Annotated in this window: 22 protein-coding genes and 2 tRNA genes; 6 read left to right on the top strand and 18 right to left on the bottom strand. The window is 68.6% G+C overall.

From position 1 onward, the window contains the following. The first annotated feature begins 152 nt into the window (after positions 1-152). Positions 153-1,193 (top strand): restriction endonuclease, encoded by a 1,041-nt coding sequence (locus ACH4VX_RS18020; RefSeq protein ID WP_398368352.1) that lies wholly within the window; start codon positions 153-155, stop codon positions 1,191-1,193. Between the two features lie 90 nt (positions 1,194-1,283). Here ACH4VX_RS18020 and ACH4VX_RS18015 read toward each other — a convergent pair whose 3' ends face one another. The 5 genes from ACH4VX_RS18015 to ACH4VX_RS17995 all read right to left on the bottom strand — a co-directional run bounded on the left by ACH4VX_RS18015 (position 1,284) and on the right by ACH4VX_RS17995 (position 4,965). Next, the gene (locus ACH4VX_RS18015) at positions 1,284-2,051 is read right to left on the bottom strand and encodes a class E sortase (RefSeq protein ID WP_398368351.1); all 768 of its coding nucleotides are present in this window, start codon (positions 2,049-2,051) and stop codon (positions 1,284-1,286) included. Between the two features lie 13 nt (positions 2,052-2,064). Further along, positions 2,065-3,192, bottom strand: a complete 1,128-nt coding sequence (locus ACH4VX_RS18010) for a class E sortase (protein WP_398368350.1) — start codon at positions 3,190-3,192, stop codon at positions 2,065-2,067. Further along, positions 3,189-3,830: an aminodeoxychorismate/anthranilate synthase component II gene (locus ACH4VX_RS18005; RefSeq protein WP_398368349.1), complete on the bottom strand. Its 642-nt coding sequence runs from the start codon at positions 3,828-3,830 to the stop codon at positions 3,189-3,191. The genes ACH4VX_RS18010 and ACH4VX_RS18005 overlap by 4 nt, the downstream gene beginning before the upstream one ends. Continuing rightward, the gene (locus ACH4VX_RS18000; RefSeq protein ID WP_040906698.1) at positions 3,827-3,988 is read right to left on the bottom strand and encodes a hypothetical protein; all 162 of its coding nucleotides are present in this window, start codon (positions 3,986-3,988) and stop codon (positions 3,827-3,829) included. The genes ACH4VX_RS18005 and ACH4VX_RS18000 overlap by 4 nt, the downstream gene beginning before the upstream one ends. 197 nt (positions 3,989-4,185) lie before the next feature. Next, positions 4,186-4,965: a DUF881 domain-containing protein gene (locus ACH4VX_RS17995; protein WP_398368348.1), complete on the bottom strand. Its 780-nt coding sequence runs from the start codon at positions 4,963-4,965 to the stop codon at positions 4,186-4,188. A 141-nt stretch (positions 4,966-5,106) separates the two neighbouring features. Between ACH4VX_RS17995 and crgA the strand changes: the two genes are divergently transcribed. Next, positions 5,107-5,361 carry a cell division protein CrgA gene (crgA, locus tag ACH4VX_RS17990; protein ID WP_030215376.1) on the top strand — a complete coding sequence of 85 codons (255 nt, stop codon included), beginning with the start codon at positions 5,107-5,109 and terminating at the stop codon, positions 5,359-5,361. A gap of 279 nt (positions 5,362-5,640) precedes the next feature. On the opposite strand, the gene ACH4VX_RS17985 is transcribed toward crgA, so the two are convergent. Then, positions 5,641-6,531, bottom strand: coding sequence for a rhomboid family intramembrane serine protease (locus ACH4VX_RS17985; RefSeq protein ID WP_398368347.1), 891 nt, complete (start codon positions 6,529-6,531; stop codon positions 5,641-5,643). 104 nt (positions 6,532-6,635) lie between these two features. Continuing rightward, a complete protein-coding gene (locus ACH4VX_RS17980; RefSeq protein ID WP_398368346.1) occupies positions 6,636-7,163 on the bottom strand; it encodes a peptidylprolyl isomerase in 528 nt (175 codons plus the stop codon). A 339-nt stretch (positions 7,164-7,502) separates the two neighbouring features. Here ACH4VX_RS17980 and ACH4VX_RS17975 point away from each other — a divergent pair, with 339 nt between their 5' ends. Next, positions 7,503-8,192: a DUF5324 family protein gene (locus tag ACH4VX_RS17975; RefSeq protein ID WP_398368345.1), complete on the top strand. Its 690-nt coding sequence runs from the start codon at positions 7,503-7,505 to the stop codon at positions 8,190-8,192. Positions 8,193-8,316: 124 nt separating this feature from the next. On the opposite strand, the gene ACH4VX_RS17970 is transcribed toward ACH4VX_RS17975, so the two are convergent. Beyond that, positions 8,317-8,389 (bottom strand) — tRNA-Ala (locus ACH4VX_RS17970). Between the two features lie 182 nt (positions 8,390-8,571). Between ACH4VX_RS17970 and ACH4VX_RS17965 the strand changes: the two genes are divergently transcribed. Beyond that, the gene (locus ACH4VX_RS17965; RefSeq protein WP_398368344.1) at positions 8,572-9,120 is read left to right on the top strand and encodes a helix-turn-helix domain-containing protein; all 549 of its coding nucleotides are present in this window, start codon (positions 8,572-8,574) and stop codon (positions 9,118-9,120) included. A gap of 87 nt (positions 9,121-9,207) precedes the next feature. Continuing rightward, the gene (locus ACH4VX_RS17960; RefSeq protein WP_398368343.1) at positions 9,208-10,755 is read left to right on the top strand and encodes a protein kinase; all 1,548 of its coding nucleotides are present in this window, start codon (positions 9,208-9,210) and stop codon (positions 10,753-10,755) included. A 29-nt stretch (positions 10,756-10,784) separates the two neighbouring features. Here the strand turns inward: ACH4VX_RS17960 and ACH4VX_RS17955 are convergent, their stop codons facing one another. Continuing rightward, positions 10,785-12,053 (bottom strand): hypothetical protein, encoded by a 1,269-nt coding sequence (locus ACH4VX_RS17955; protein ID WP_398368431.1) that lies wholly within the window; start codon positions 12,051-12,053, stop codon positions 10,785-10,787. Between the two features lie 208 nt (positions 12,054-12,261). Continuing rightward, entirely contained in the window at positions 12,262-12,390 is a 129-nt protein-coding gene (locus ACH4VX_RS17950; protein WP_003999697.1) for a DLW-39 family protein, read from the bottom strand. Positions 12,391-12,728: 338 nt separating this feature from the next. Between ACH4VX_RS17950 and ACH4VX_RS17945 the strand changes: the two genes are divergently transcribed. Next, positions 12,729-13,097, top strand: a complete 369-nt coding sequence (locus ACH4VX_RS17945; protein ID WP_398368342.1) for a DUF6344 domain-containing protein — start codon at positions 12,729-12,731, stop codon at positions 13,095-13,097. 204 nt (positions 13,098-13,301) lie between these two features. On the opposite strand, the gene ACH4VX_RS17940 is transcribed toward ACH4VX_RS17945, so the two are convergent. From ACH4VX_RS17940 to dnaN, 8 genes are all read right to left on the bottom strand, one after another. After that, positions 13,302-13,378: transfer RNA gene (locus ACH4VX_RS17940), tRNA-Ile, on the bottom strand. Between the two features lie 121 nt (positions 13,379-13,499). Further along, entirely contained in the window at positions 13,500-14,249 is a 750-nt protein-coding gene (locus ACH4VX_RS17935) for a DUF3566 domain-containing protein (RefSeq protein WP_398368341.1), read from the bottom strand. 18 nt (positions 14,250-14,267) lie between these two features. Next, positions 14,268-16,862, bottom strand: coding sequence for a DNA gyrase subunit A (gene gyrA / locus ACH4VX_RS17930; RefSeq protein WP_398368340.1), 2,595 nt, complete (start codon positions 16,860-16,862; stop codon positions 14,268-14,270). Between the two features lie 42 nt (positions 16,863-16,904). Beyond that, a complete protein-coding gene (gyrB, locus tag ACH4VX_RS17925; protein WP_398368339.1) occupies positions 16,905-18,965 on the bottom strand; it encodes a DNA topoisomerase (ATP-hydrolyzing) subunit B in 2,061 nt (686 codons plus the stop codon). A gap of 432 nt (positions 18,966-19,397) precedes the next feature. Further along, on the bottom strand, positions 19,398-19,940 hold the full coding sequence (locus tag ACH4VX_RS17920) for a DUF721 domain-containing protein (RefSeq protein WP_398368338.1): 543 nt from the start codon (positions 19,938-19,940) through the stop codon (positions 19,398-19,400). Next, entirely contained in the window at positions 19,937-21,058 is a 1,122-nt protein-coding gene (recF, locus tag ACH4VX_RS17915; RefSeq protein ID WP_398368337.1) for a DNA replication/repair protein RecF, read from the bottom strand. Before recF ends, ACH4VX_RS17920 begins: the two co-directional genes overlap by 4 nt. 74 nt (positions 21,059-21,132) lie before the next feature. Beyond that, positions 21,133-22,008 carry a phosphogluconate dehydrogenase (NAD(+)-dependent, decarboxylating) gene (gene gnd / locus ACH4VX_RS17910; RefSeq protein WP_398368336.1) on the bottom strand — a complete coding sequence of 292 codons (876 nt, stop codon included), beginning with the start codon at positions 22,006-22,008 and terminating at the stop codon, positions 21,133-21,135. 221 nt (positions 22,009-22,229) lie between these two features. Then, entirely contained in the window at positions 22,230-23,360 is a 1,131-nt protein-coding gene (gene dnaN, locus ACH4VX_RS17905) for a DNA polymerase III subunit beta (RefSeq protein ID WP_398368335.1), read from the bottom strand. Positions 23,361-23,826: the final 466 nt, after the last annotated feature.

Raw genomic sequence — 23,826 nt, 5'->3', positions numbered from 1 at the left:
CCCTCTCCGGAGGGGGCCGGGGCTCTCGTCATGGACCCGCCCTGCACACACGTCCTCGCTTCGCTCGTGCCTTCGCCTTTCACCACTCGTTGATCGGGTGGGGCGGGACATCTGGAGTTCTGCCCCGAACGCGAAGATCGAAGGGACAGAAGATGATCGGGGAATCCGTACTGCTGGAATCGCAGACGCTACGCAGCAGCGTGCTGGACCGCACAGACGTACTCGACAAGGTCAAGGCCTTGTCACTGCTGCCGGACGGGATGCATGTGACGACGGCGATGGTGGCGGCGTACTTCGACGTCACCACTGAGGCGATCCGTCAGCTCAAGGCACGACACCGCGGGGAACTGTCGTGCAACGGAATGATGACGCTCCAAGGCCCTGAGCTCGCACAATTTAAGCGTGACGTCCTGTCACTCTATCCGGGAGGTTATCCACAGCCCCGGTCGAGCCTCACTCTCTACTCGCGCCGTGCCGTCCTCAACGTCGCGATGCTTCTCCGCGACAGCGACGTCGCCCGCCAGGTACGCACATACCTGCTCGACATGGAGCGCCTGGCCCGCACACAGCCTGTGGAAAACTCCGTCCGAACGGAAGCCCTCCCCCTCGACGACCACATCGACCGACGCATCACCCACATCCTCGGCACGACGGTCGTGCCGATGTTCAACACCCTGATCGCCACATCCGGTGAACACCGCCGCGAACTCATCGAACTCCGCGAGGACATCGAGAACGTCGAACGCACGCTGTGCCGGCACCACCGCCGGATCAGCAGTCTGGAAGAAGCGACGCCGACAGACCGGGCCAGGGACTCCATCGCGGCCATGACCTGGCAGGCGTTCGAACGTCACGTGGCCGACCTGCTGCGCCGGGACGGCTGCGGCGACGTCGTCGTACGACAGGCCTACATCGACCGGGGCATCGACATCACCGCACGCACGGCCGACGGCCGCACTGTCGCCGTCCAGTGCAAGAACCGGGCGAGCCACCGCCACGTGCCGAGCTCGGACATGCAGAGGTTCGCCGGAGCCGCACGAGCCGTCGAACGCGTCGATGTCGCCCTGTTCGTCACCACGTCCTACTTCAGCCACGAAGCACAGGCGATCGCCGACCTGAGCGGAGTCCTCACCGTGAGCCGTGAGGAACTGGAGGCGTGGAGCGCCGGAGCACGGCTGAAGGCGCTGCGCTAGGCCCGGGAGAAGAAGGCCCGAAGCCGCAAAGGCAAGTTGCGGCTTCGGGCCTTCACCATGTTAGGCAACGGACTCCCTCAGCAGGGGAAGTCAGCGCAGTTCCTTCGGCGGTGTCCGCTCCTCGTCCACCTTCTCCGTGCGGACCAGTTCGCCCCAGACGACGTAGCGGTACTTGCTGGTGTACACCGGCGTGCAGGTGGTCAGCGTGATGTAGTGGCCGGCCTTCTTCCTGCCGGACTCCTTCGGGATCTTCCCGAGGACGTCGACGTTGTACTTCGAGGTCTCGGGGAGGATGCCGTAGACCTTGTAGACGTACCACTTGTCCTTCGTCTCGAAGACGATCGGGTCGCCCTTCCCGATCTTGTGGATGCCGTGGAACTTCGCGCCGTGCCCGTCCCGGTGGGCGGCGAGGGAGAAGTTGCCCTCCTTGCCGGAGGTCGGCAGGACCGCCTTCACGGGGTCGGTGTAGTAGCCGGCGACGCCGTCGTTGAGGACCTTCATCGACGTGCCCTTCTCGACGAGGATCTCGTCACCGGTCATCGCGGGCACGTGCAGGAAGCCGATGCCGTTCCCGCTGTCGTAGGAGGCGGGCCCGCCACTGCCACCACCGCCGTCGGACTCCCGGGACCAGGAGTCACGGACCTTGTCCGCCTGCTGGTCCGCCGCGCGGTCGGCGACGACGTTCGTCCACCACAGCGAGTAGACGACGAACAGACCGAGCACCAGGCCCACGGTGATGAGGAGTTCCCCGAAGAAGCTGACGACCAGCGCCACCGGACCCGGCCGACGGCGCCCCGGAGGCGGCGGGGACGCGGACGCGTCGGTGTGTTCTGCGGTGCCGTCGGCGGTCGCTGCCACGTTTCCTCTGCCCTTAACTGACGAGCGCATCCGGCTTGCCCTTGCTGCGCGGCCGTTCCTCGACCATCTTGCCCCAGACGATCAAGCGGTACTTGCTGGTGAACTCCGGTGTGCACGTGGTCATCGTGATGTAGCGGCCGGGCCCGGTGAACCCCGAGCCCTTCGGCACCGGTTCGAGGACGCTCACATTGCTCGGCGACGTCACCGGCAGGATCGACGCCATCTTGTAGACGAAGTACTCGTCCTGCGTCTCGACGACGATCGGATCACCCGGCTCCAGCCGGTTGATGTACCGGAACGGCTCCCCGTGCGTGTTGCGGTGGCCCGCCAGCCCGAAGTTGCCGGTCCTCGCGTCCGGCATCGCCGTCTTCAGCGCACCCTCCGCGTAGTGCCCCACCATGCCGCGGTCGAGCACCTTCTTGCTGCTGATGCCCTCCGCGATCGGCACCACCACGTCCAGCTTGGGGATGTGCAGCAGCGCGAAGCCCTGCCCCGGCTCGAACGCCCCCGGCTTGCGCTCGCCGTTCGCCCAGTCGTCCTGGAGGTCGCTGACCTCCTTGCCGGCCTGCGCGTGCGCCCGCACGTTCGTCCACCACAACTGGTAGGTGACGAACAACAGCATCAGCACACCGCAGGTGATGAACACCTCGCCGATCGCCCGGCTCGCGACGACCGCCGGACTCGCCTTGCGCGCCCGCGCCTGCCGACGCGCCTCCACCCGCGACAGCGGCGCCCGTGACGCCCCCTCGGACGCCTCTGACGCCCCTTCCCGGCCTGCGTCCGCGCCAAGGGCCTCCGCGGCCTGGTGAGAGCCTCCACGGCGCCCCTGGCGCTTCCTGGCGGCCTTCCTGCGGGCCGCACGCCCGCCCGATGCCGCTAAAGGAGCCGACGCGGACTCCTCACGCTCCGTCCGCTCCGGCGGCTCGGGGATCCGCAGCGCCACCGTCTCCTCGTCGACCGGCGGCAGATACACGGTGTTCTCGGAAACACCGCCAGGGGAGTCGGACGCCGTGTCGTCGTACCAGCCGTCCCCGTACGCACCCGGCGCCCCGTACGGCTGCCCGCCGTACGGGGTGCGCTGCTCACCGGCGCCGCCGTAGGCGTCGGCGCCGGACTCGCGCTCGGGGCGCAGCGCGGTCACGCCGAGGACCTGCCCACCACCGGGGCGAGCCCCGCCGACCTCGCCACCGCGCCCTCGTCGCCGCACTCCACCAGCCAGTTGGCCAGCATCCGGTGGCCGTGCTCGGTCAGCACCGACTCGGGATGGAACTGCACCCCCTCGACCAGGAGTTCACGGTGCCTCAGCCCCATCACTATGCCGTCCGGCGTCCTGGCCGTGACCTCCAGCTCCGCCGGTACCGTGGCCGGTTCGGCGGCCAGCGAGTGATAGCGGGTCGCCGTGAACGGGGAGGGCAGGCCCGCGAAGACACCCTTGCCCCCGTGCTCCACCGGCGACGTCTTGCCGTGCAGCAGCTCGGGCGCACGGCCCACGACACCGCCGTACGCCACCTGCATCGACTGCATGCCGAGGCAGACACCGAAGACCGGCACCCCGGTGGACGCGCAGTGCCGCACCATGTCCACGCAGACGCCGGCCTCCTCCGGGGTACCGGGCCCCGGCGACAGCAGCACCCCGTCGAAGCCTCCCCCACGGGCGTGTTCCGGCGACACCTCGTCGTTGCGCAGGACCTCGCACTCGGCACCCAGCTGGTACAGGTACTGGACGAGGTTGAAGACGAAGCTGTCGTAGTTGTCGACGACGAGAATGCGCGCGCTCACTGGTTGTCCACCGTCACATCGTTGAAGGGCAGCAGCGGCTCGGCCCACGGAAAGACGTACTGGAAGAGGACGTAGACCACGGCGGTGATCAGCACCAGCGAGAGGAGTGCCCGCACCCATCCGTTGCCCGGCAGATGCCGCCAGATCCAGCTGTACATGCCGTCCCTTCCGTCGTACCACGGCACCAGACCCACGCCGTACGCCAACAGACTAACGGCGCGGCCCTTCCGGTTTCCCGGCCTCCACAGGCTGTGTGGGATCAGGACGGGACCGGCCGTGTGCACCCACGAGTACGTGGCTCGGGGCCGATCGCCTCGATGTCCGGGCATGTTCCACGTGAAACCGGGACGGGCCGCTACTCCACGGGCTTCGCGTGGTGCAGGTCCACCGTGCCCGAATAGCCGGGAAGGGTCACGGTCCCGTTGTCCTCGACCTGCCAGCCGAGCCCGTAGACGTTGACGTACACCATGTAGTTCTGGATCGCCGGCGAAGCGCTGAGCGCCTTCTTCAGCTTCCCGGGATCACCGACCGCCGTGATCTTGTACGGCGGCGAGTAGACGCGGCCCTGCAGGATCAGGGTGTTGCCCACACAGCGCACCGCGCTGGTGGAGATCAGCCGCTGGTCCATGACCTTGATGCCCTCGGCGCCGCCCTGCCACATCGCGTTCACCACGGCCTGGAGGTCCTGCTGGTGGATGACCAGATAGTCGGGCTGCGGCTCGGGATAGCCGGGCAGCTTGGCGGTGGCGTCCGGCGGCGCGTCGTTGAGGGTGACCGTGATCGCCTCACCCTTGAGCTTCTGCGTGCCGGCGCGCTTCTCCAGGCCGGCGAGCTTGTCGTCCTCCGCCTTGGTGCTGCCGTCGTCCCGCTCGGCGAGGGACTCCACGTCGTCGCGCAACGCGCCGTTGGACTCCTCCAGCTCGCCGTTCTTGCGGCTGCGCTCGTGGATCAGGTCGGAGAGCTTCAGCAGCGAGGCGTCCGTGCGGATGTTGGTGCCCTTGGCCGTGTCGAAGCTGGTGAAGAAGATGAGTCCCGCCAGAGCGAAGACACCCGCGGTGAGGATCCGCACGGGCCTCGGGCCGCGTCGGCGGGCAGGACTGGATTCCTTCCCGGGAAAGTCGGCAGAATTGCTCAACGTACCCTTATCTCCTTCGGCGCCGCGGAAGCACTACGCTAACGGACGCCCGGGGGAGCGCTCAGAGTCCCCTAGTACGCTGCTCCGAGCCCGACCCAGTTCCCTGCGCGGCCACGCAGCGCATCGACAGGAGAGACCCTCGTGCCGAAGTCACGTATCCGCAAGAAGGCCGACTACACGCCGCCGCCGGCGAAGCAGACGACCGCGCTCAAGCTGACCAATCGTGCCTGGGTCGCGCCGGTGATGCTGGCCCTGTTCCTCATCGGCCTGGCCTGGATCGTCGTCTTCTACGTCACCGACGGTTCGCTGCCCATCGACGCCCTGGGCAACTGGAACATCGTGGTGGGCTTCGGGTTCATCGCCGCCGGATTCGGTGTCTCCACCCAGTGGAAGTAACGCTCGCCGCACGGTGAGCACAGTCCTGCCCAGAGCTGTTGAACAGCTCTGGGCAGGACTGTCCTCTGAGTTATCCACAGCCCTTGTCCACATGTGGACAGGAAACTCGATCTGTGGATAACTTTCGGGACGTTGACGCCGGTGTGACAGAAGTACCGGTAACCGAAAATCTGTTCGCACACCGTCTGACCTGCGGAAACACTGGCCGATCACCCGGCAGCCAACCCCTTCCGCACCCTGTGCACAAGATCCACCACCGACTGTGGACAAACTCGGTGCTCAGGTGAGCTGCGCCGTCCTCAGCACGGTCATCAGGACGACCACGGCCAGCACCAGCGCACACGTCCCGTACTGCACCAGCGCCCGCCGCTCCCGCGGGGCGTGCACCATGGCGTACCCGATCACGACACCGGCGACGAGCCCTCCGATGTGGGCCTGCCAGGCGATGTTGCTCCAGCCGAATGTGATGATCACGTTGATCACCAGCAGGGCGATGACCGGACGCATGTCGTGGTTGAGACGGCGCATCAGTACGGCGGTCGCGCCGAAGAGGCCGAAGACCGCACCGGACGCGCCGAGCGAGGCCGTACCCCCCGCGACCAGCAGATACGTCAGCGCGCTGCCCGCCAGGCCGGAGATCAGATAGAGCGCGAGATAGCGAGCGCGCCCCAGAGCCTGCTCCAGTGGTCCGCCGAGCCACCACAGGCCGAGCATGTTGAAGGCGATGTGCCAGATCGCCTCGTGCGTGAACATCGAGGTGATCAGGCGGTACCACTCGCCCTCGGCCACCCCCTCGGTGGGCATGAACGGTGCCGGCGGCCAGACGCCGACCAGCACGAGGGGATCCAGCAGTGACGGCCGGGCCTTCACGGCGATGAACACCGCGAGGTTGATCCCGAGGAGGATCTTGGTCAGCAGGCGGGGGTCGGCGGCGACGGCTCCCCCGGCGATCGTGCGGGGCATGGAGGCCGTGGGCGCGTGCCCCGTACCCGAACCTCCCCCACGGACGCACTCCGGGCACTGGAACCCGACCGAGGCGTCGACCATGCACTCCGGGCAGATCGGCCGCTCGCAGCGGGTGCAGCGGATGCCGGTCTCGCGGTCCGGGTGGCGATAGCAGACGGGGACGCGTCGGGCGTCCTGCGGACTGCCGGCAGCCTGGTCGTCCATGGGATCCCCTAGGTCGTGTGGAAAAGCCCCGCCCCGCCCATCCTTACGGATGAGCGGGGCGATTGGTTCCCTTCGGGGGCTTTCGCACTCCGGGGGACGAGGTGTCAGCCCTCGCGGATCTCGACCGACTCGATCACGACGTCGTTCACCGGGCGGTCGGTGCGCGGGTTGGTCTGCGCGGACGCGATGGCGTCGATGACCTTCTGGCTGGCGCCGTCGGTGACCTCGCCGAAGATGGTGTGCTTGCGGTTCAGCCAGGCCGTCGGGGCGACGGTGATGAAGAACTGCGAGCCGTTGGTGCCCGGGCCCGCGTTGGCCATCGCCAGCAGGTAGGGCTTGTCGAAGCGCAGGTCCGGGTGGAACTCGTCCTCGAACTGGTAGCCGGGACCACCGGTGCCGTTACCCAGCGGGTCTCCGCCCTGGATCATGAAACCGCTGATCACCCGGTGGAAGACCGTACCGTCGTAGAGCTTGTCCGTGGACTTCGCACCGGTCTGCGGGTGGGTCCACTCCCGCTCGCCCTTGGCGAGCTCGACGAAGTTCTTGACCGTGATCGGCGCCTGGTTCGGGAAGAGCCGGACCTGGATGTCGCCGTGATTGGTCTTCAGGGTGGCGTTGAGCTGCTCAGCCACGATGTGCCTTCCGTTGTCTTTCCGTGACTCCCTGATCCTCGCACGGACGGGACGCACAGTCGTCCGGCGCCCGTTCACAGGTGGGCAACCGGGGCGTTCCGCTTGCGGAAAACCGGCTGAGTGGTCCCGTGCCGGGGGCGCAAGGCGACGATCCGTGGCATTGTCGACGACAAGCTCCCGTTGCCCCGTATTCATCCGCTATTGCACGTGATACCGCGATCGATCGACTTCACCGGCACCCGGATGCCCGTCCGCGCATGCCGCGCGGCAACCCGACAGGCATGATCCGTAAAAGGGTGGAAAGTCGAAATACCGTACGCCACCGAGGAGGAGGAACCCGTGACCCGCATCGACAGCGTGCGCGCCGCGACCGGTTCGGCGAAGGACAGCGTGCTGCACGCCGCGGAAGTGGTGGCGCCCTACGCCGACACGGCCAAGGTCAGGGCCGCACACTACGCACAGGAAGCCCGCGTACGGCTCGCGCCCGTGGTGACGCAGGCCGCCGGCCACGCCCGCGTCCAGTACGGCGCCCATGTGCAGCCCTATCTGGAACAGGCCCGGACGCATGTTCCGCCGAAGGTCGACCAGGCTGCCGACCGCACCCGCAAGGCCGCCCGGCAGGCGGCGGACTACTCCCGTCCGCGGATCGAGCAGGCGGTGGCCGCCGCCGGTCCTGCGCGGGAAGAGGCCGCGGCCCGTGGTGCGGCCGCGCTGGCCGCGCTGCGCGGCCAGGTTTCGGCGCGGCAGATCCAGAAACTGGTCCGCAAGCAGCAGCGGCGGGCGAGGGCCGGCCGTGCCGCGAAGACAGTCCTGATTCTGGGTGCCGTGGCAGGCGGTGCCTTCGCCGCCTGGAAGTGGTGGGACAAGCAGGCCAACCCGGACTGGCTGGTGGAGCCGCCGGCCGCGACGGACGTGTCGTCGGGGTCGGCGAAGCTGACGTCGGTGGACGGCAGCAGTGGGGCCACGCTCGACCCGGAGGTCGAGGCCAAGGAGGCCGAGGAGGCCACCCGGCGCGACGACCAGACCTGACGCGCGAGAACACCAACGGCGCGGTGGGGCGGAAGACTTGGGTGTCTTCCGCCCCACCGCGCCGTTTCACGTGAAACAAGGGACCCCTCTCACCGCGTTTCCGCAGGTGGGAGGGGTCCGAATGTGGAGCCTAGGGGAGTCGAACCCCTGACATCTGCCATGCAAAGACAGCGCTCTACCAACTGAGCTAAGGCCCCGGAGGAAAGCGTCCACCTGCAAGAACCGCATCCCGGTGGGCGCCCGAGACCAGAGTACCGGGTCCCCCCGGGGATTCCGCAAAAAGATTGGGGGTCCCCGTGACCGACCACTCTCCGTAAGATGCTCGGACGTGGTTCGCTACAGCGAACCACGGTTCTTGGGGAAGCGATGGGGAGACGCAATGGACGCCGCACAGCAGGAAGCCACCGCCAGAGCGCGGGAACTGCAGCGGAACTGGTACGGGGAGCCGCTGGGGGCGCTCTTCCGTAGGCTCATAGACGACCTGGGCCTCAACCAGGCTCGTCTCGCGGGGGTTCTGGGACTGTCCGCACCGATGCTGTCGCAGCTGATGAGCGGCCAGCGGGCGAAGATCGGAAATCCCGCTGTGGTGCAGCGGGTGCAGCTGCTGCAGGACCTGGCGGGGCAGGTCGCGGACGGCAGTGTGAGCGCGGCCGAGGCTACCGAGCGCATGGACGAGATCAAGAAGTCGCAGGGGGGATCGGTGCTCAGCAACACCACGCAGACGACGGGCAGTTCGGGGGCGCCCACGGTCAAGCGGGTGGTCCGTGAGATCCAGTCCCTGCTGCGCTCAGTGGCCGCCGCCGGTGACATCATCGAGGCCGCCGACACCCTCGCCCCCACCCACCCCGAACTGGCAGAGTTCCTCCGGGTCTACGGCGCGGGCCGCACCTCCGACGCGGTCACGCACTACCAGTCCCACCAGAACTGATTCCCCGCCCGGCGGCCGAAGGGGGTTCGGCTGCCGGGGACGCGCGGAAAACGGGGGACACCGCAGGGGGAGGGGCGACGCACAGCGATGGGTGAGGTCTTCGCCGGCCGGTACGAACTGGTCGATCCGATCGGGCGCGGGGGTGTCGGTGCCGTCTGGCGCGCCTGGGACCACCGCCGCCGTCGTTATGTGGCTGCCAAGGTCCTGTTGCAGAGCGACGCCCATTCCCTGCTCCGTTTCGTGCGTGAGCAGGCGCTGCGGATCGATCACCCCCATGTCCTGGCGCCCACCAGCTGGGCCGCCGACGACGACAAGGTCCTGTTCACCATGGACCTGGTCCCCGGCGGTTCGCTGGTCCACCTGGTCGGCGACTACGGTCCGCTGCCGCCGGCCTTTGTCTGCACCCTGCTCGACCAGTTGCTGGCGGGACTCGCCGCGGTGCACGCGGAGGACGTCGTGCACCGCGACATCAAGCCCGCCAACGTGCTCCTGGAGGCCACCGGCACGGGCAGACCGCGGCTGCGGCTGTCGGACTTCGGTATCGCGATGCGGCTGGGTGAGCCCCGGCTGACCGAGACCAATCTGGTGGTGGGCACGCCGGGTTATCTCGCGCCGGAGCAGCTGATGGGCTCCGAACCGGACTTCCCCGCCGACCTCTTCGCCGTGGGCCTGGTCGCGCTGTATCTGCTGGAAGGCGCCAAGCCGGACGCCAAGGCCCTCATCCAGTACTTCGCCGATCACGGGACGCCCGGTGCTCCCCAGGGCATCCCCGAGCCGCTGTGGCAGGTGGTGGCCTCGTTGCTCCAGCCGGATCCGCAGGCGCGGTTCCGCACGGCCACGGGGGCGCGGAAGGCGCTCGCGGCTGCCGCGGAGCTTCTTCCGGAATCCGGTCCCGACGACGAAGTGATCGAGATCTTCGACCAATTGGGTCCTCTGCCCCCGGGTTTCGCCACGGACGGTCCGCTGAAGCGGGCTTCGGGCGTGGGGCGTACGGTCCCGGAGGAGGAACGGGGCTCTTTGACCGGTGCCGGGTCCGGGTCCGGGTCCGGCCGGGACACGGGCGGTGCGGACGCCTCCGACGGCACGACCGGCCCCGGATCCGTCCGGCCGGCCACGGCAGCGGGCGCCGGAACCGGGTCAAGGGCGCTCGGTGCGGACCTGGACAGGGTCGGAGGTGTCGTACCCGCCGATCCGCGTCTGGGCACCGCGTCCGGCTCCTCCCCGCAGTCGCCCGGCATGTCGGACACCGGAAGCTTCCCCCTGCCACCGCCCCGGGCCACGACCACCCCCTCCCCCGTGTCCGCCCCGCCCCCCGAACAGGCCCCCCGGGTGCCGGTACAGCACCAGTCGGCCAACGCCGTCCCCTACGTGTCCCCCCACGACCCCACTCGTCAGCTGCGCTCCCCCCTGCCACGGCCGACCGCGTATCCCGACGCCTCCACCGCGGAATACACCGCCCAGGCCGCGCAGGCTCCGCCTCCGAGCGAGGTACTGTCGCAGCACGGGTCCACCGTCCCTCGGACCCACCGTCGGCGCAGCCGGCGCCCCGGCCCTCCGGCACAGGTGGTCGTTCCCCTGCTGCTCCTGGCTCTGGCCTGCTACGCCGTGGGGTTCTGGGCCCTCACGCGCATCTGACCGCCGCTGCCCGCGGGATGCCCACGGTCTTACGGCACGGCCCGCCGCCGAGCCGCCAGCGTCCACACGCCGAGCCCCGCCAGCAGTGCGGTGCCCGTGCCGATGCCGCCCACCGCGAGCGCCCGGAAGGCGGTGCCGTCGCCCGCGTGCTCGCCCTCGGCCGCCTCCCGGTCCGCCCCCGTGACCGTGAAGACGTCCGGCGGCACGGACTCCCCCGCGTATCCGGGCCCGTTCTGTGCCGCACCGCTCAGCCGCACCCGCAGGGTCAGCGGAACGGGCCCGTCGCCGAAGTCGTCCGCCACCGCCGCCGAGAGGTGCGCGACGAGGTAGTAGGAGCCGGCGAACCGCATCGCCCCGACCTGACGGCCGGCGGCGTGCCGATTGACGTACGCGACCGGCGGGAGGGGCGCGAGGCTCTCCGCCTTCTTGCTGCCGTCGTAACCGACGCCCACGTCCACGATGTGACCGCGTACGGGGTTGTAGAGGTCCAGGTCCAGCGCGGCGGTGGCATAGCCGCTGCCGCCCGTGCTCGAACCGCCCAGTTCGGCGGTGGCGTAGAGCTGTCGGCCCCAGTCGACGGGGACCTTGTAGAAGAGTGTCTGGCCGGGGCGGATGTCGTCCCGCCAGACTCCCTGGCCGACAGGGGTGGCCCGGGTGAAGCCCGCGCCTCCGGAGCGCCGTTCGGGCTTTCCCGGGAGGGGCTGTGGCGGGGCGGAGTTCCACTCCTTCGGCGCACTCGTCGCACCGGCCTTCTTCGGAGGGGGCTCCGACACCACGGTGAGTTCCATCTCCCAGGGGCCGGGGGAGGAGCCCACCCCGTCCGGGTCGACGCGTTCGACGCTCAGGTAGTACGTACCGGCCTCCTGGCAGAGGGATCTCCTGGGGGAGATCTCCCGCATGGCCCACGCGGCGACCGGATGCGGGCTGCCGGCGGCGCCGAAGCTCGCCGTGTCCACGTCACAGGAGCGGCCCTCACTGTCCTGCACGGACACCTTGACCCCGTCGATGACGGAGGCGGTGCGGCCGGCCGGGGGCACCGCGGTGGCGGAGGCGTAGGTGCTCGTGGTGCCGTCGAGTTCGAGGCGGTAGTAGACAGTGCCGCTCGCCGGGAGGGTGCTCCGGTAGGTGCGGCCGGGCTCCAGTTCCGCGGTGTCCGCGGTGCTCACGGCGCCGTCGATCCTCCGCGCGTCCTCCGCGAAGGCGTAAGCCCCGACGCCTTCGGCGGCCTCGCTCGCGACGGCCGCCCGCCCCTGCAGCACACCGGCCAGTCCCAGCACCATCACGGACGCGAGCGTCACCACGCCCGCACGTCCGCCGACCGAGGGCCCGTTGTGCCCAGCCCGGGCCGTACCCCGCCGTCCCCTCACGCGCCACCCCTCGTCGTCTCCCGGACGTCGCACCGCGCCCATCCTGCCCCGTGGACGAGGCCCGCCGACAAGTCCCCGCCACACACAAAACCCCGACCGCGTGGGCGGCCGGGGTCTGTTCAGCGTCGGTTGTCGGTACTCACGAACCCGTGGGCACGGAGTCAGTCGCCTCCGTCCACAGATCCTGCTCGGCGCGATCCGCCTGGATCTGGCGGTACACGAGGAGCCCGCCGATGGCGGCCAGTGCGACCAGGAGAAGCTTCTTCACCGCGCGACCTCGTCTTTCCTTGACGTAGGGGACCTCTGCCGCCCGACTATACACACCGGTCGATACCGATCGGTGACCTGCGTCGGCCCTTCAACTGCCCTCCGGCACGGCGCAGTAGAAGCGGAGTACGGCGATCCGACCGGAGGGTGACCGCGCCCGTACGGACGGTCACTTTGATGGTTTCTCTGGCGACTCGGCATCTTTTCATCGCTTATGCACCCATCCGTGTGGTGTTCATCTGAACATCCACGCGCCACGGGCGTCGGTCCACCACTTCGCGAGCCCCATACACATCATGAGGAAAGTACGCAAATCGCCCAACCCGAAAGTGAGGGGCCATGGCCCGGAACAAGGTCATGAAGCTGTGGAACGCCATCGTCACCGCCTTCCTCGCGCTGTGCACGGCGCTCGGACTCATCACCACGACCGCCTCCGCGGCCGTACCGCAGACCGACAAGACGCGCAACAGCGACAGCGTCCCGAACGTGTCGGCGCCGATGACGCCCCTCTGGTCCTGGTCACTGGCCAGGGCCCTGCCCCCCACGATGAAACAGCGCATCCACGCCGAGGCCCACGGCAAGTCTCCCAGCTGCCGGCACCGTCCGCTCTCGGACACGACGGCGGAGTCCGACTCCGCGGACTGCTCCGACGACACGGCGTCCACCCGCGCGGAACCCGTCACCGGCCGCATCCCCCTCCAGCGCTGATCGCGGGGGCCGCTCCCGCCCCCACCTCGTGCCGTCGCCGCTTCCCGAGTCCTGGCGAACTTGCGTACAGCACCACGGCCCGAGCCGACACCGGAAGACCCCCGGTCGACATCCGACCGGGGGTCTTCCGCGCTGTGTGCGGCACATCACCGAGACCACACACGTCAAAGACCCCCGGTCGCTTTCGACCGGGGGTCTTCTCACTGGTGGGGCTAACAGGATTTGAACCTGTGGCCTCATCCTTATCAGGGATGCGCTCTAACCAACTGAGCTATAGCCCCGCCGCGCTCTGCGGTGTATGTCCCGCGCGCTGACTCCTGAAGATTAGCGCACGACCGGGGCAGTCCCAAAATCGGTTGTCGCAGGACCGCCGGAGCGGGCGGGGAAAGCCTGGTGATCAGCTCATTCGTCCTCGGCCAGGGTCAGCTCGACACCGCCCACGAAGCCCGCGGAGAGGTTGTAGATGAACGCGCCGAGCGTCGCGAGCGCCGTCGCCAGGACGACGTCGATGACCGCGATGATCGTCGTGAACATCAGGACGTTGGGCAGCGACAGGAACGACTGGAGGTCGAAGCCGTTCGAATCGTTGGAACCGGTCGCCTCGGAGATCGTGCCGCCGACCGTCGAGAACACACCCATGGCGTCCATGACCATCCACAGCACCGCGGACGCGACGATCGTGCAGATGCCGAGCGCGATGGAGAGCAGGAAGCTGACCTTCATCACCGACCACGGGTCGGCCTTCGACACCCGCAGACGCGCCTTGCGCACGCGCGGAGTGGTCCGCGCCCCCGTGCGGGGACGCCGTACCGCGCCGGTCTGACCGGCCGCCGTACCGGCGGCCTGCGCCGGGTAGGCCTGCGGCGGGTGGTACGGGCCCGCCTGCTGCTGCGACTGCCGTTCCCCCGGCAGCGGTGAGGCCGTCTGAGCGGCGGCGCCCTGGTCGGGCGCGGCCTGCTGCGGGCCTCTGGTGTCCGTCACGGTTCCCCCCTGGGATCCCTGCCTGCCGGACGAGGAGGCGTCCTTGGCGGGCGGCTTGATCGCTTTGAGATTGGTCGTATGCGGATCCGCCGCCCGCGCGGCGGAGCCACGGCCGCCGCCGTCCGTTCCCCTGCTGGTACCGGCCGGTCCGGCGCCCGTGGCTCCGCTCACGCTGTCTCACTCCTCGTGCTACTCGGGCGAGGGCGCCTCACCCTCGTCCGTGCCGGCGGTCGCGGCCCCGTCGGCGGACTCGTCCACGGCCACGTCGCCGTCGACTTCCTCCGCCTCGCGTCCAGCCTCGGCGTTACGGGCGATGCCGACCACGGCATCGCGCTTGCCCAGATTGATCAGTTGGACGCCCATGGTGTCACGGCCGGTTTCCCTGATCTCGTTGACTCGCGTACGAATCACACCACCCGACAGCGTGATGGCGAGGATCTCGTCGGTCTCCTCGACCACCAGCGCGCCGACGAGGGTGCCGCGGTCCTCGACAATCTTGGCAGCCTTGATGCCGAGGCCGCCGCGACCCTGGACGCGGTACTCGTCGACAGCGGTCCGCTTCGCGTACCCGCCGTCTGTGGCAGTGAACACGAACGTACCGGGTCGAACAACATTCATCGAGAGCAGCTCGTCCCCCCCGCGGAAACTCATGCCCTTGACGCCCGAGGTCGCACGGCCCATGGGACGGAGCGTGTCGTCCGTCGCCGTGAACCTGATCGACTGCGCCTTCTTGCTGATCAGCAGCAGATCGTCGTCGGCCGAGACGAGTTCGGCACCGATCAGTTCGTCGTCGGAACCGTCCTCCTGCTCCCGCAGGTTGATCGCGATCACGCCGCCCGAGCGCGGGGAGTCGTAGTCCTTCAGCGACGTCTTCTTCACCAGGCCCGCCTTGGTGGCCAGGACCAGATAGGGCACCGCCTCGTAGTCGCGGATCGCGCGGATCTGGGCGATCGTCTCGTCCGGCTGGAAGGCCAGCAGATTCGCCACGTGCTGCCCGCGCGCGTCCCGGCCGGCGTCGGGCAGCTCGTAGGCCTTCACCCGGTAGACCCGGCCCTTGTTGGTGAAGAACAGCAGCCAGTGGTGGGTGGTGGACACGAAGAAGTGGTTGACGATGTCGTCTTCCTTGAGCTTCGTGCCGCGTACGCCCTTGCCGCCGCGCTTCTGGGCCCGGTAGTCGTCGGTCTTGGTGCGCTTGATGTAGCCGCCGCGCGTGACCGTGACGACGATGTCCTCTTCGGCGATCAGGTCCTCCATGGACATGTCGCCCTCGTAGGGGATCAGCTTCGTCTTGCGGTCGTCGCCGTACTTCTCGACGATCGCGGCCAGCTCCTGGCTGACGATGCCGCGCTGGCGGACCGGGGAGGCGAGGATCTCGTTGTACTCGTTGATCTTCGTCTGGAGCTCGTCGTGCTCCTGGACGATCTTCTGGCGTTCCAGGGCGGCCAGTCGGCGCAGCTGCATCTCGAGGATGGCGTTGGCCTGGATCTCGTCGATCCGCAGGAGGTCCATCAGGCCCCCGCGCGCGATCTCCACGGTGTCGCTGCGCCGGATCAGCGCGATGACCTCGTCGATGGCGTCCAGGGCCTTCAGCAGGCCACGCAGGATGTGCGCCCGCTCCTCGGCCTTGCGCAGCCGGAAGCGCGTACGGCGGACGATGACCTCGATCTGGTGGTTCACCCAGTGCCGGATGAACGCGTCCAGGGAGAGCGTGCGCGGCACTCCGTCGACCAGGGCCAGCATGTTGGCGCCGAAGTTCGACTGCAGGTCGGTGTGCTTGTAGAGGTTGTTCAGGACGACCTTGGCGACCGCGTCCCGCTTCAACACGATGACCAGGCGCTGGCCGGTCCGGGAGGACGTCTCGTCGCGGACGTCCGCGATGCCGCCGATCTTGCCGTCCTTCACCAGGTCGGCGATCTTCTGCGCGAGGTTGTCGGGGTTGGTCTGGTAGGGCAGCTCCGTGACCACCAGGCACTGGCGGTTCTGGATCTCCTCGACCTCGACCACCGCGCGCATGGTGATCGAGCCGCGGCCCGTGCGGTACGCCTCCTCGATGCCCTTGCGGCCGACCACGAGGGCACCGGTCGGGAAGTCGGGGCCCTTGATGCGCTCGATGAGCGCGTCCAGCAGTTCCTCGTGCGAGGACTCGAAGTTCTCCAGGTACCACTGGGCGCCGGCCGCGACCTCGCGCAGGTTGTGCGAGGGGATGTTGGTCGCCATGCCGACCGCGATACCGGCCGAGCCGTTGATCAGCAGGTTCGGGAAGCGGGCCGGCAGGACGGTCGGCTCCTGGGAGCGGCCGTCGTAGTTGTCCGTGAAGTCGACGGTCTCCTCGTCGATGTCGCGGACCATCTCCATCGCCAACGGCGCCATCTTGGACTCGGTGTACCGCATGGCCGCCGCCGGGTCGTTGCCCGGCGAGCCGAAGTTGCCGTTGGAGTCGACGAGCGGCATCCGCATCGACCAGGGCTGGGCGAGGCGCACCAGGGCGTCGTAGATGGAGCTGTCGCCGTGCGGGTGGTAATTGCCCATGACGTCACCGACGACGCGGGCGCACTTGTAGAAGCCGCGCTCGGGCCGGTAGCCGCCGTCGTACATTGCGTACAGCACGCGGCGGTGCACGGGCTTGAGGCCGTCACGGACGTCCGGCAGCGCACGCGAGACGATGACGGACATCGCGTAGTCGAGATAGGAGCGCTGCATCTCCGTCTCGAGCCCGACGGGCTCGACACGCATGGCCAGGGCGTCACCCTCGGGCGTCGTCACAGGAGTGTTCTCGTCGGTCATTGCTGGTGAAGGTCCTTCCTGATGCGGTCAGCTGAGACCGACTCAGATGTCGAGGAAGCGGACGTCCTTGGCGTTGCGCTGGATGAACGCGCGGCGGGCTTCGACGTCCTCGCCCATGAGGACCGAGAACAGGTCGTCGGCCTGGGCGGCGTCGTCCAGGGTGACCTGTCCGAGGACCCGGTGCTCCTGGTCCATCGTGGTGATGCGCAGCTCCTCGGCGTTCATCTCACCGAGACCCTTGAAGCGCTGGACGGAGTCCTCGCGGATGCGCTTGCCGGCATTGCGGCCCATCTCGATCAGCGCGTCGCGTTCGCGGTCGGAGTACGCGTACTCGAAGTCGTCCCTGCCCCACTTGATCTTGTAGAGCGGCGGACGGGACAGGTAGACGTACCCGTGCTCCACCAGCGGCCGCATGAAGCGGAACAGGAAGGTCAGCAGCAGCGTGTTGATGTGCTGGCCGTCGACATCGGCGTCCGCCATCAGAATGATCTTGTGATAGCGGAGCTTCTCGACGTCGAAGTCCTCGTGCACGCCCGTGCCGAACGCGGAGATCATCGCCTGGATCTCCTGGTTCTGCAGGATCCGGTCGATGCGCGCCTTCTCGACGTTGAGGATCTTGCCGCGGATCGGGAGGATCGCCTGGTACTGCGGGTTCCGGCCGGACTTGGCCGAACCGCCGGCGGAGTCACCCTCGACGATGAAGATCTCGCACTTGGTCGGGTCGTTGGACTGGCAGTCGGACAGCTTGCCCGGCAGCGACGCCGACTCCAGCAGACCCTTGCGGCGGGTCAGGTCGCGCGCCTTGCGGGCCGCCACACGCGCGGTGGCCGCCGCGATGCCCTTGCGGATGATGTCCGCGGCCTCGTTGGGGTTGCGGTCCAGCCAGTCGTTGAGGTGCTCGTAGACGACCTTCTGCACGAAGGTCTTGACCTCGGTGTTGCCCAGCTTGGTCTTCGTCTGACCCTCGAACTGGGGCTCGCTCAGCTTCACCGAGATGATCGCGGTCAGACCCTCGCGGATGTCGTCACCCGTGAGGTTGTCGTCCTTCTCGCGCAGCAACTTCTTGTCACGCGCGTACTTGTTGATCAGCGAGGTCAGCGCGGCCCGGAAGCCCTCTTCGTGCGTACCGCCCTCGTGCGTGTGGATGATGTTGGCGAAGGAGTACACGCCCTCGCTGTAACCACCGTTCCACTGCATCGCGAGTTCGAGGGCCAGGCTCCTGTCCTTGTCCTCCGCCTCGAGGTCGATCACGGTGGGGTGCACCACCTCTCCCTTGCGGGAGTTGAGGTACTTCACGAAGTCGACGATGCCACCCTCGTAGTGGTACGAGACGGCCTTGACCTCGTACTTCTCGTCCTCGCCCGCCTCATCCGCCCCGGCTGTGGCCTTCGCCGACTCGCGCTCGTCGGTGAGGTTGATGCGCAGCCCCTTGTTGAGGAACGCCATCTCCTGGAAGCGCCGCGACAGCGTCTCGAAGGAGTAGTCGGTGGTCTCGAAGATGTCCGGGTCGGCCCAGAAGGTGACCGAGGTGCCGTGCTCGTCCGTGGCCTCGTGCTTGGCAAGCGGGGCCGTCGGGACGCCCAACTTGTAATCCTGCGTCCAGCGGTGGCCGTCGGTCCTGATCTCGACGGACACCTTGGTCGACAGGGCGTTCACGACGGAGACACCCACGCCGTGCAGACCGCCGGAGACCGCGTAGCCGCCGCCACCGAACTTTCCGCCCGCGTGCAGGACCGTCAGCACGACCTCCACGGCCGGCTTGCCCTCGGAGGGGACGATGCCGACCGGGATGCCACGTCCGTTGTCGACGACCCGCACGCCGCCGTCGGCGAGGATCGTGACGTCGATGGTGTCCGCGTGGCCGGCCAGCGCCTCGTCGACCGAGTTGTCGACGACCTCCTGCACCAGGTGGTGCAGTCCCCGCTCACCGGTGGAACCGATGTACATACCGGGTCGCTTGCGGACCGCGTCCAGACCCTCGAGGACGGTGATGGCACTGGCGTCGTACGAGGCGGTGACCTCGGTACCCGAGGTGCTCGCCGCGCTGTTCACGCCGGTGTCGGTGGACGGGATGTTCTCGTTGGGGTTGCCGGAATCGGCCACGAAGCGCCCTTTCTGGCACAGCACGAGCCGGGCTCGTCGGCAGGTTGCCGGAGCGGCTGCGGCATGTTGCGTTGGTAAGCCTTGATCAGCGTTGCTCAGCTTTTCCCGGGCGGTCCCCACGTTCGGGGCGGGATTGTCTTCCATTCTACCGGTAGCACTGACATCGATGGGGGTTTGCGGGCACCTGAGTCCGCATGTGCCGCCCTCAACCGGTCTCGTCCGACTCCCGATATGCGGATGGGGGCTCCAGGAGCCCCACGAGGGCACTCAGCGCTTCGGGCCGTCAACCCTTGGCTACTTAGGAGTCAGGTGACGATTCGCAACCGCGTGCGGTGCCACGAAGAAACGGGCACCGACGGCGGAACAGCACCGTCGAGACCCGCGCTGTGATGTCCATCACGTGTGACCGAAGGGCCCGAAACGGGCACCGGATCACCCGTACGTGTCCCCGGGACCCGTACTTCCGGGAGCGCGCAGAGGCCCGAAACGACGGGCCGGACCGACAGGGCCGACGACCTTGATCAACCGCACGGTGCCGTGCCCGAGGTCCTCGTTCAGGCGCGCGACCAGAGTCGGCGCGAGCAGCCGCAGATTCGTCGCCCACGCCGTGGAGTCGCAGCGCACGACCAGCACCCGCTCGTCCTCGTCGTACCGCTCCGGCTCACAGTGCTTGGCCACGTCCCCGCCGACGATCTCGGGCCAGCGCCCCATCACCCCACCCACCGCGGCCGGAGCCTCCCAGCCGCGCTCGGTGAGCAGCCGGCTGATCGCCGGGCCGAGCGCCATCGGATCGCGCCGGTCGGCGCGCGCACCGGAACGCAGGCCGCCGCGCCGCGCCTGCTTCCGCTGCTGCGCCGCGTCCCCACGCGCGCGTGCCGCCTCCTTGGCCGCACGCAACGCCACGCGCGCGAGGTCGACACCGGACGGCTCGGGGGCCTTCCCACCGTCACCCGAGGGCGTGTCCGGCCCGCTCATACGCGCTCCACCGTCCCCTCGGCCACGGCGAACCTCGCACCCGCCAGCACATGGGGCACGTCGTCGTCGACCGCCGCGGTCACCAGGACCTGCTCACCGGGCGCCACCAGCTCCGCCAGACGCTCGCGCCGCCGCGCGTCCAGCTCGGCGAAGACGTCGTCGAGCACCAGCACCGGCTCGTTGCCCTCCACCCGCAGCAGGTCGTAGGAGGCCAGACGCAACGCCAGCGCGTACGACCAGGACTCGCCGTGGGAGGCATAACCCTTGGCGGGCAACTGACCCAGCCTGAGCAGCAGGTCGTCGCGGTGTGGACCGACCAGGGTGACGCCCCGCTCGATCTCCGGCTTGCGCGCCTCCGCGAGGGCCGCCATCAGCTGCTCGAACAGGTCCTCGCGCGTATGGGCCTCACCGGGCGCGGACGGCTTGTACTCCAGGGCGACCGGCCCACCACCGGGCGCGAGCTGCTCGTACGCCTTGTCGGCCAGCGGCTGGAGCGCACCGATCAGATCCAGCCGCTGCGCCAGGAGCTCGGCGCCCGCACGCGCGAGGTGCTGGTCCCAGACGTCGAGCGTGGACAGGTCCAGGGTGCGGCCGCCGTGCCGGCGCGCCAGCGCGGCCGACTTCAGCAGGGTGTTGCGCTGCTTGAGCACCCGGTCGTAGTCCGAGCGGACACCGGCCATGCGCGGGGAGCGCGCGGTGATCAGCTCGTCCAGGAACCGGCGCCGTTCACCGGGGTCGCCCTTGACCAGGGCGAGGTCCTCGGGCGCGAACAGCACCGTGCGGACGATCCCCAGCACGTCCCGGGGCCTGACCTGCGAGGACCTGTTGATGCGGGCGCGGTTGGCACGGCCCGGGTTCAGCTCCAGCTCGACCAGCTGCTGCCGCTCGCCCTGACGCACCTGAGCCCGGATGATCGCGCGGTCGGCCCCCATGCGGACCAGTGGGGCGTCGGAGGAGACCCGGTGGCTGCCGAGGGTGGCCAGGTAGCCGACCGCCTCGACCAGGTTCGTCTTGCCCTGCCCGTTGGGCCCGACGAAGGCCGTCACCCCCGGGTCGAGCGGGACCTCGACCCGGGGATAGGACCGGAAGTCGGCCAGCGACAGATGCGTGACGTGCATGGTCGTTCCGCCGACCTCCCCCGACGTTGCGAACCGCGGAAACGGTCCTGTGGATACGGGACGTGCCCTGTGGACTACTTCTTCTCGACCGCGTGACCGCCGAACTGGTTCCGCAGCGCCGCGATCATCTTCATCTGCGGCGAGTCCTCCTGACGCGAGGCGAACCGCGCGAACAGCGAGGCGGTGATCGCCGGCAGCGGGACCGCGTTGTCGATGGCGGCCTCCACAGTCCAGCGTCCCTCACCGGAGTCCTGTGCAAAACCCCGGAGCTCGTCCAGGTGCTCGTCCTCGTCCAGGGCGTTCACCGCGAGGTCCAGCAGCCAGGAACGGATGACGGTGCCCTCCTGCCAGGAGCGGAACACCTCACGGACGTCGGTCACCGAGTCGACCTTCTCCAGCAGCTCCCAGCCCTCGGCGTAGGCCTGCATCATGGCGTACTCGATGCCGTTGTGGACCATCTTCGCGAAGTGGCCCGCGCCGACCTTGCCCGCGTGCACCGAACCGAAGTCGCCCTCCGGCTTGAGGGCGTCGAACACCGGCTGCACCTTGGCGACGTTCTCCTTGTCGCCCCCGTACATCAGCGCGTAGCCGTTCTCCAGGCCCCAGACGCCGCCCGAGACGCCGCAGTCGACGAAGCCGATGCCCTTGGCCGCCAGCTCCCCCGCGTGCTTCTCGTCGTCCGTCCAGCGGGAGTTTCCACCGTCCACGACGACGTCACCCGGCTCGAGAAGCTCGGCGAGCTCATCGATCGTGGACTGGGTCGGCCCGCCCGCCGGAACCATCACCCACACCACACGGGGGCCGCTGAGCTTGCCCACAAGCTCCTGCAGGCTGTGGACATCGGCGAGGTCCGGGTTGCGGTCGTATCCGAAGACGGTGTGACCCGCGCGGCGAATCCGCTCGCGCATGTTGCCGCCCATCTTGCCGAGGCCGACGAGACCGAGCTCCATCAGTTGTGATCCTTAGGTATGCGACGTGACGTGACGGCACCTACGTGCCGGCGTCCGAGCCTAAACCCGGACGCTCGCGCACATCTGTGGGCATACGCGCTCATACGCAGCCCCCACCTGCGGCTTTGCTCGGGACGGCGGTCAGCCACTGAGCCGCACCGGCATACTGCGATCTTGCGGGGGACAACCCCGCCCCCAGCAGTCGCTGCGGCGGGCACACCTCAGCCGCTGAGCCGCACCGGCATGATCAGGTACTTGTAGGCCTCGTCCGCCTCCGCGTCCACCGCCGGACGGCCGCTGAGCAGCGCCGGCTTGGTGGAGGTGGTGAAGGACAGCTGGGCCACCGGGGAGTCGATGGCGCTCAGGCCGTCCAGCAGGAACGTCGGGTTGAAGGCGATCGAGATGTCGTCGCCCTCCAGCTGGGCGTCGACCCTTTCCACAGCCTGTGCGTCGTCACTGGAACCGGCCTCCAGGATGAGCACGCCCTGCTCGAAGCTCAGCCGCACCGGGGTGTTGCGCTCGGCGACCAGGGCCACGCGCTTGACGGCCTCCACGAAGGGAGCGGTCTCGATCACGGCGACGCTGTTGAACTCGGTCGGGAACAGCGTGCGGTACTTCGGGAGGTCGCCCTCCAGCAGGCGCGTGGTGGTACGGCGGCCGGCGCCCTCGAAGCCGATCAGGCCCTCACCCGCACCCGAGCCGGACAGCGCCAGGATCACCTGGTCACCGCTGGTCAGCGCCTTGGCGGTGTCCTGGAGCGTCTTGGCGGGCACCAGGGCGACCGCGGAGATCTCCGGGTTCTCCGGCTTCCACAGGAACTCGCGGACCGCGAAGCGGTAGCGGTCGGTGGAGGCCAGTGTGACGGTGTCTCCCTCGATCTCGATGCGCACACCGGTGAGCACGGGCAGCGTGTCGTCACGGCCGGCCGCGATGGCGACCTGCTGCACGGCGGAGGCGAAGACCTCGCCGGGGACCGTGCCCGTCGCGTTCGGCATCTGCGGCAGGGCCGGGTACTCCTCCACAGGCAGTGTGTGGAGTGTGAACCGCGAGGAGCCGCACACCACCGTCGCCCGTACACCGTCTGTGGAGATCTCCACCGGCCGGTTGGGGAGGGCGCGGGAGATGTCGGCCAGCAGACGGCCCGAGACGAGGACCGTGCCCTCCTCCTCGACCTCCGCCTCCACCGACACCCGCGCGGAGACCTCGTAGTCGAAGCTGGACAGGCTCAGCTGGCCGTCCTCGGCCTTCAGGAGCAGGCCGGCGAGGACAGGGGCCGGCGGACGGGCCGGGAGGCTGCGCGCAGCCCAGGCCACTGCCTCCGCGAGTACGTCGCGTTCCACCCGGATCTTCACTGTTGCCGCCTCCTGCTGTTGCCGGCGCTTCTCGCCCTGCCTGGCTTTCGTCGTCTGACTCGGTGTCGTCGGTACCGGTGAGGTGAAGGACACCGGGGACCAGTCTGACGCACCGCACTGACAGTAGGTGCCCCTCGGGGTCAAGTCGTGACGAGTGGCAGTCGGGGCCGAGACAGCGAGTTGTGCACAGGGCCTCCTTCGAAACGGATTCCTCACTCTCTCTAGTTGGGAGTAGTAGTAGGGCCTGTGGATACCGTGGATAACCTTGTTTTCCCAGGTCAAGGTGGCAATTTTGTCCACGGGGCCTGTGGGTGGAGCCCGTGGACAACTGGGCCTCTCTGTGGAGAACAGAAAGTTCTGCACATCCCGTACACAGGGAAGGGCGAGTTCTCCCCAGCTCCGTCCCCAGGTTTTCGTGTCTTTCCCACAGGCCCCTGTGGCAGCTTGGTGTGACGCCTTTCACTCG

The sequence above is a fragment of the Streptomyces sp. NPDC020731 genome (assembly GCF_044334705.1).
Taxonomy (GTDB): domain Bacteria; phylum Actinomycetota; class Actinomycetes; order Streptomycetales; family Streptomycetaceae; genus Streptomyces.
The sequence above is the reverse complement of the archived record's forward strand: the minus strand, read 5'-3'. Positions and strand labels throughout refer to the sequence as shown.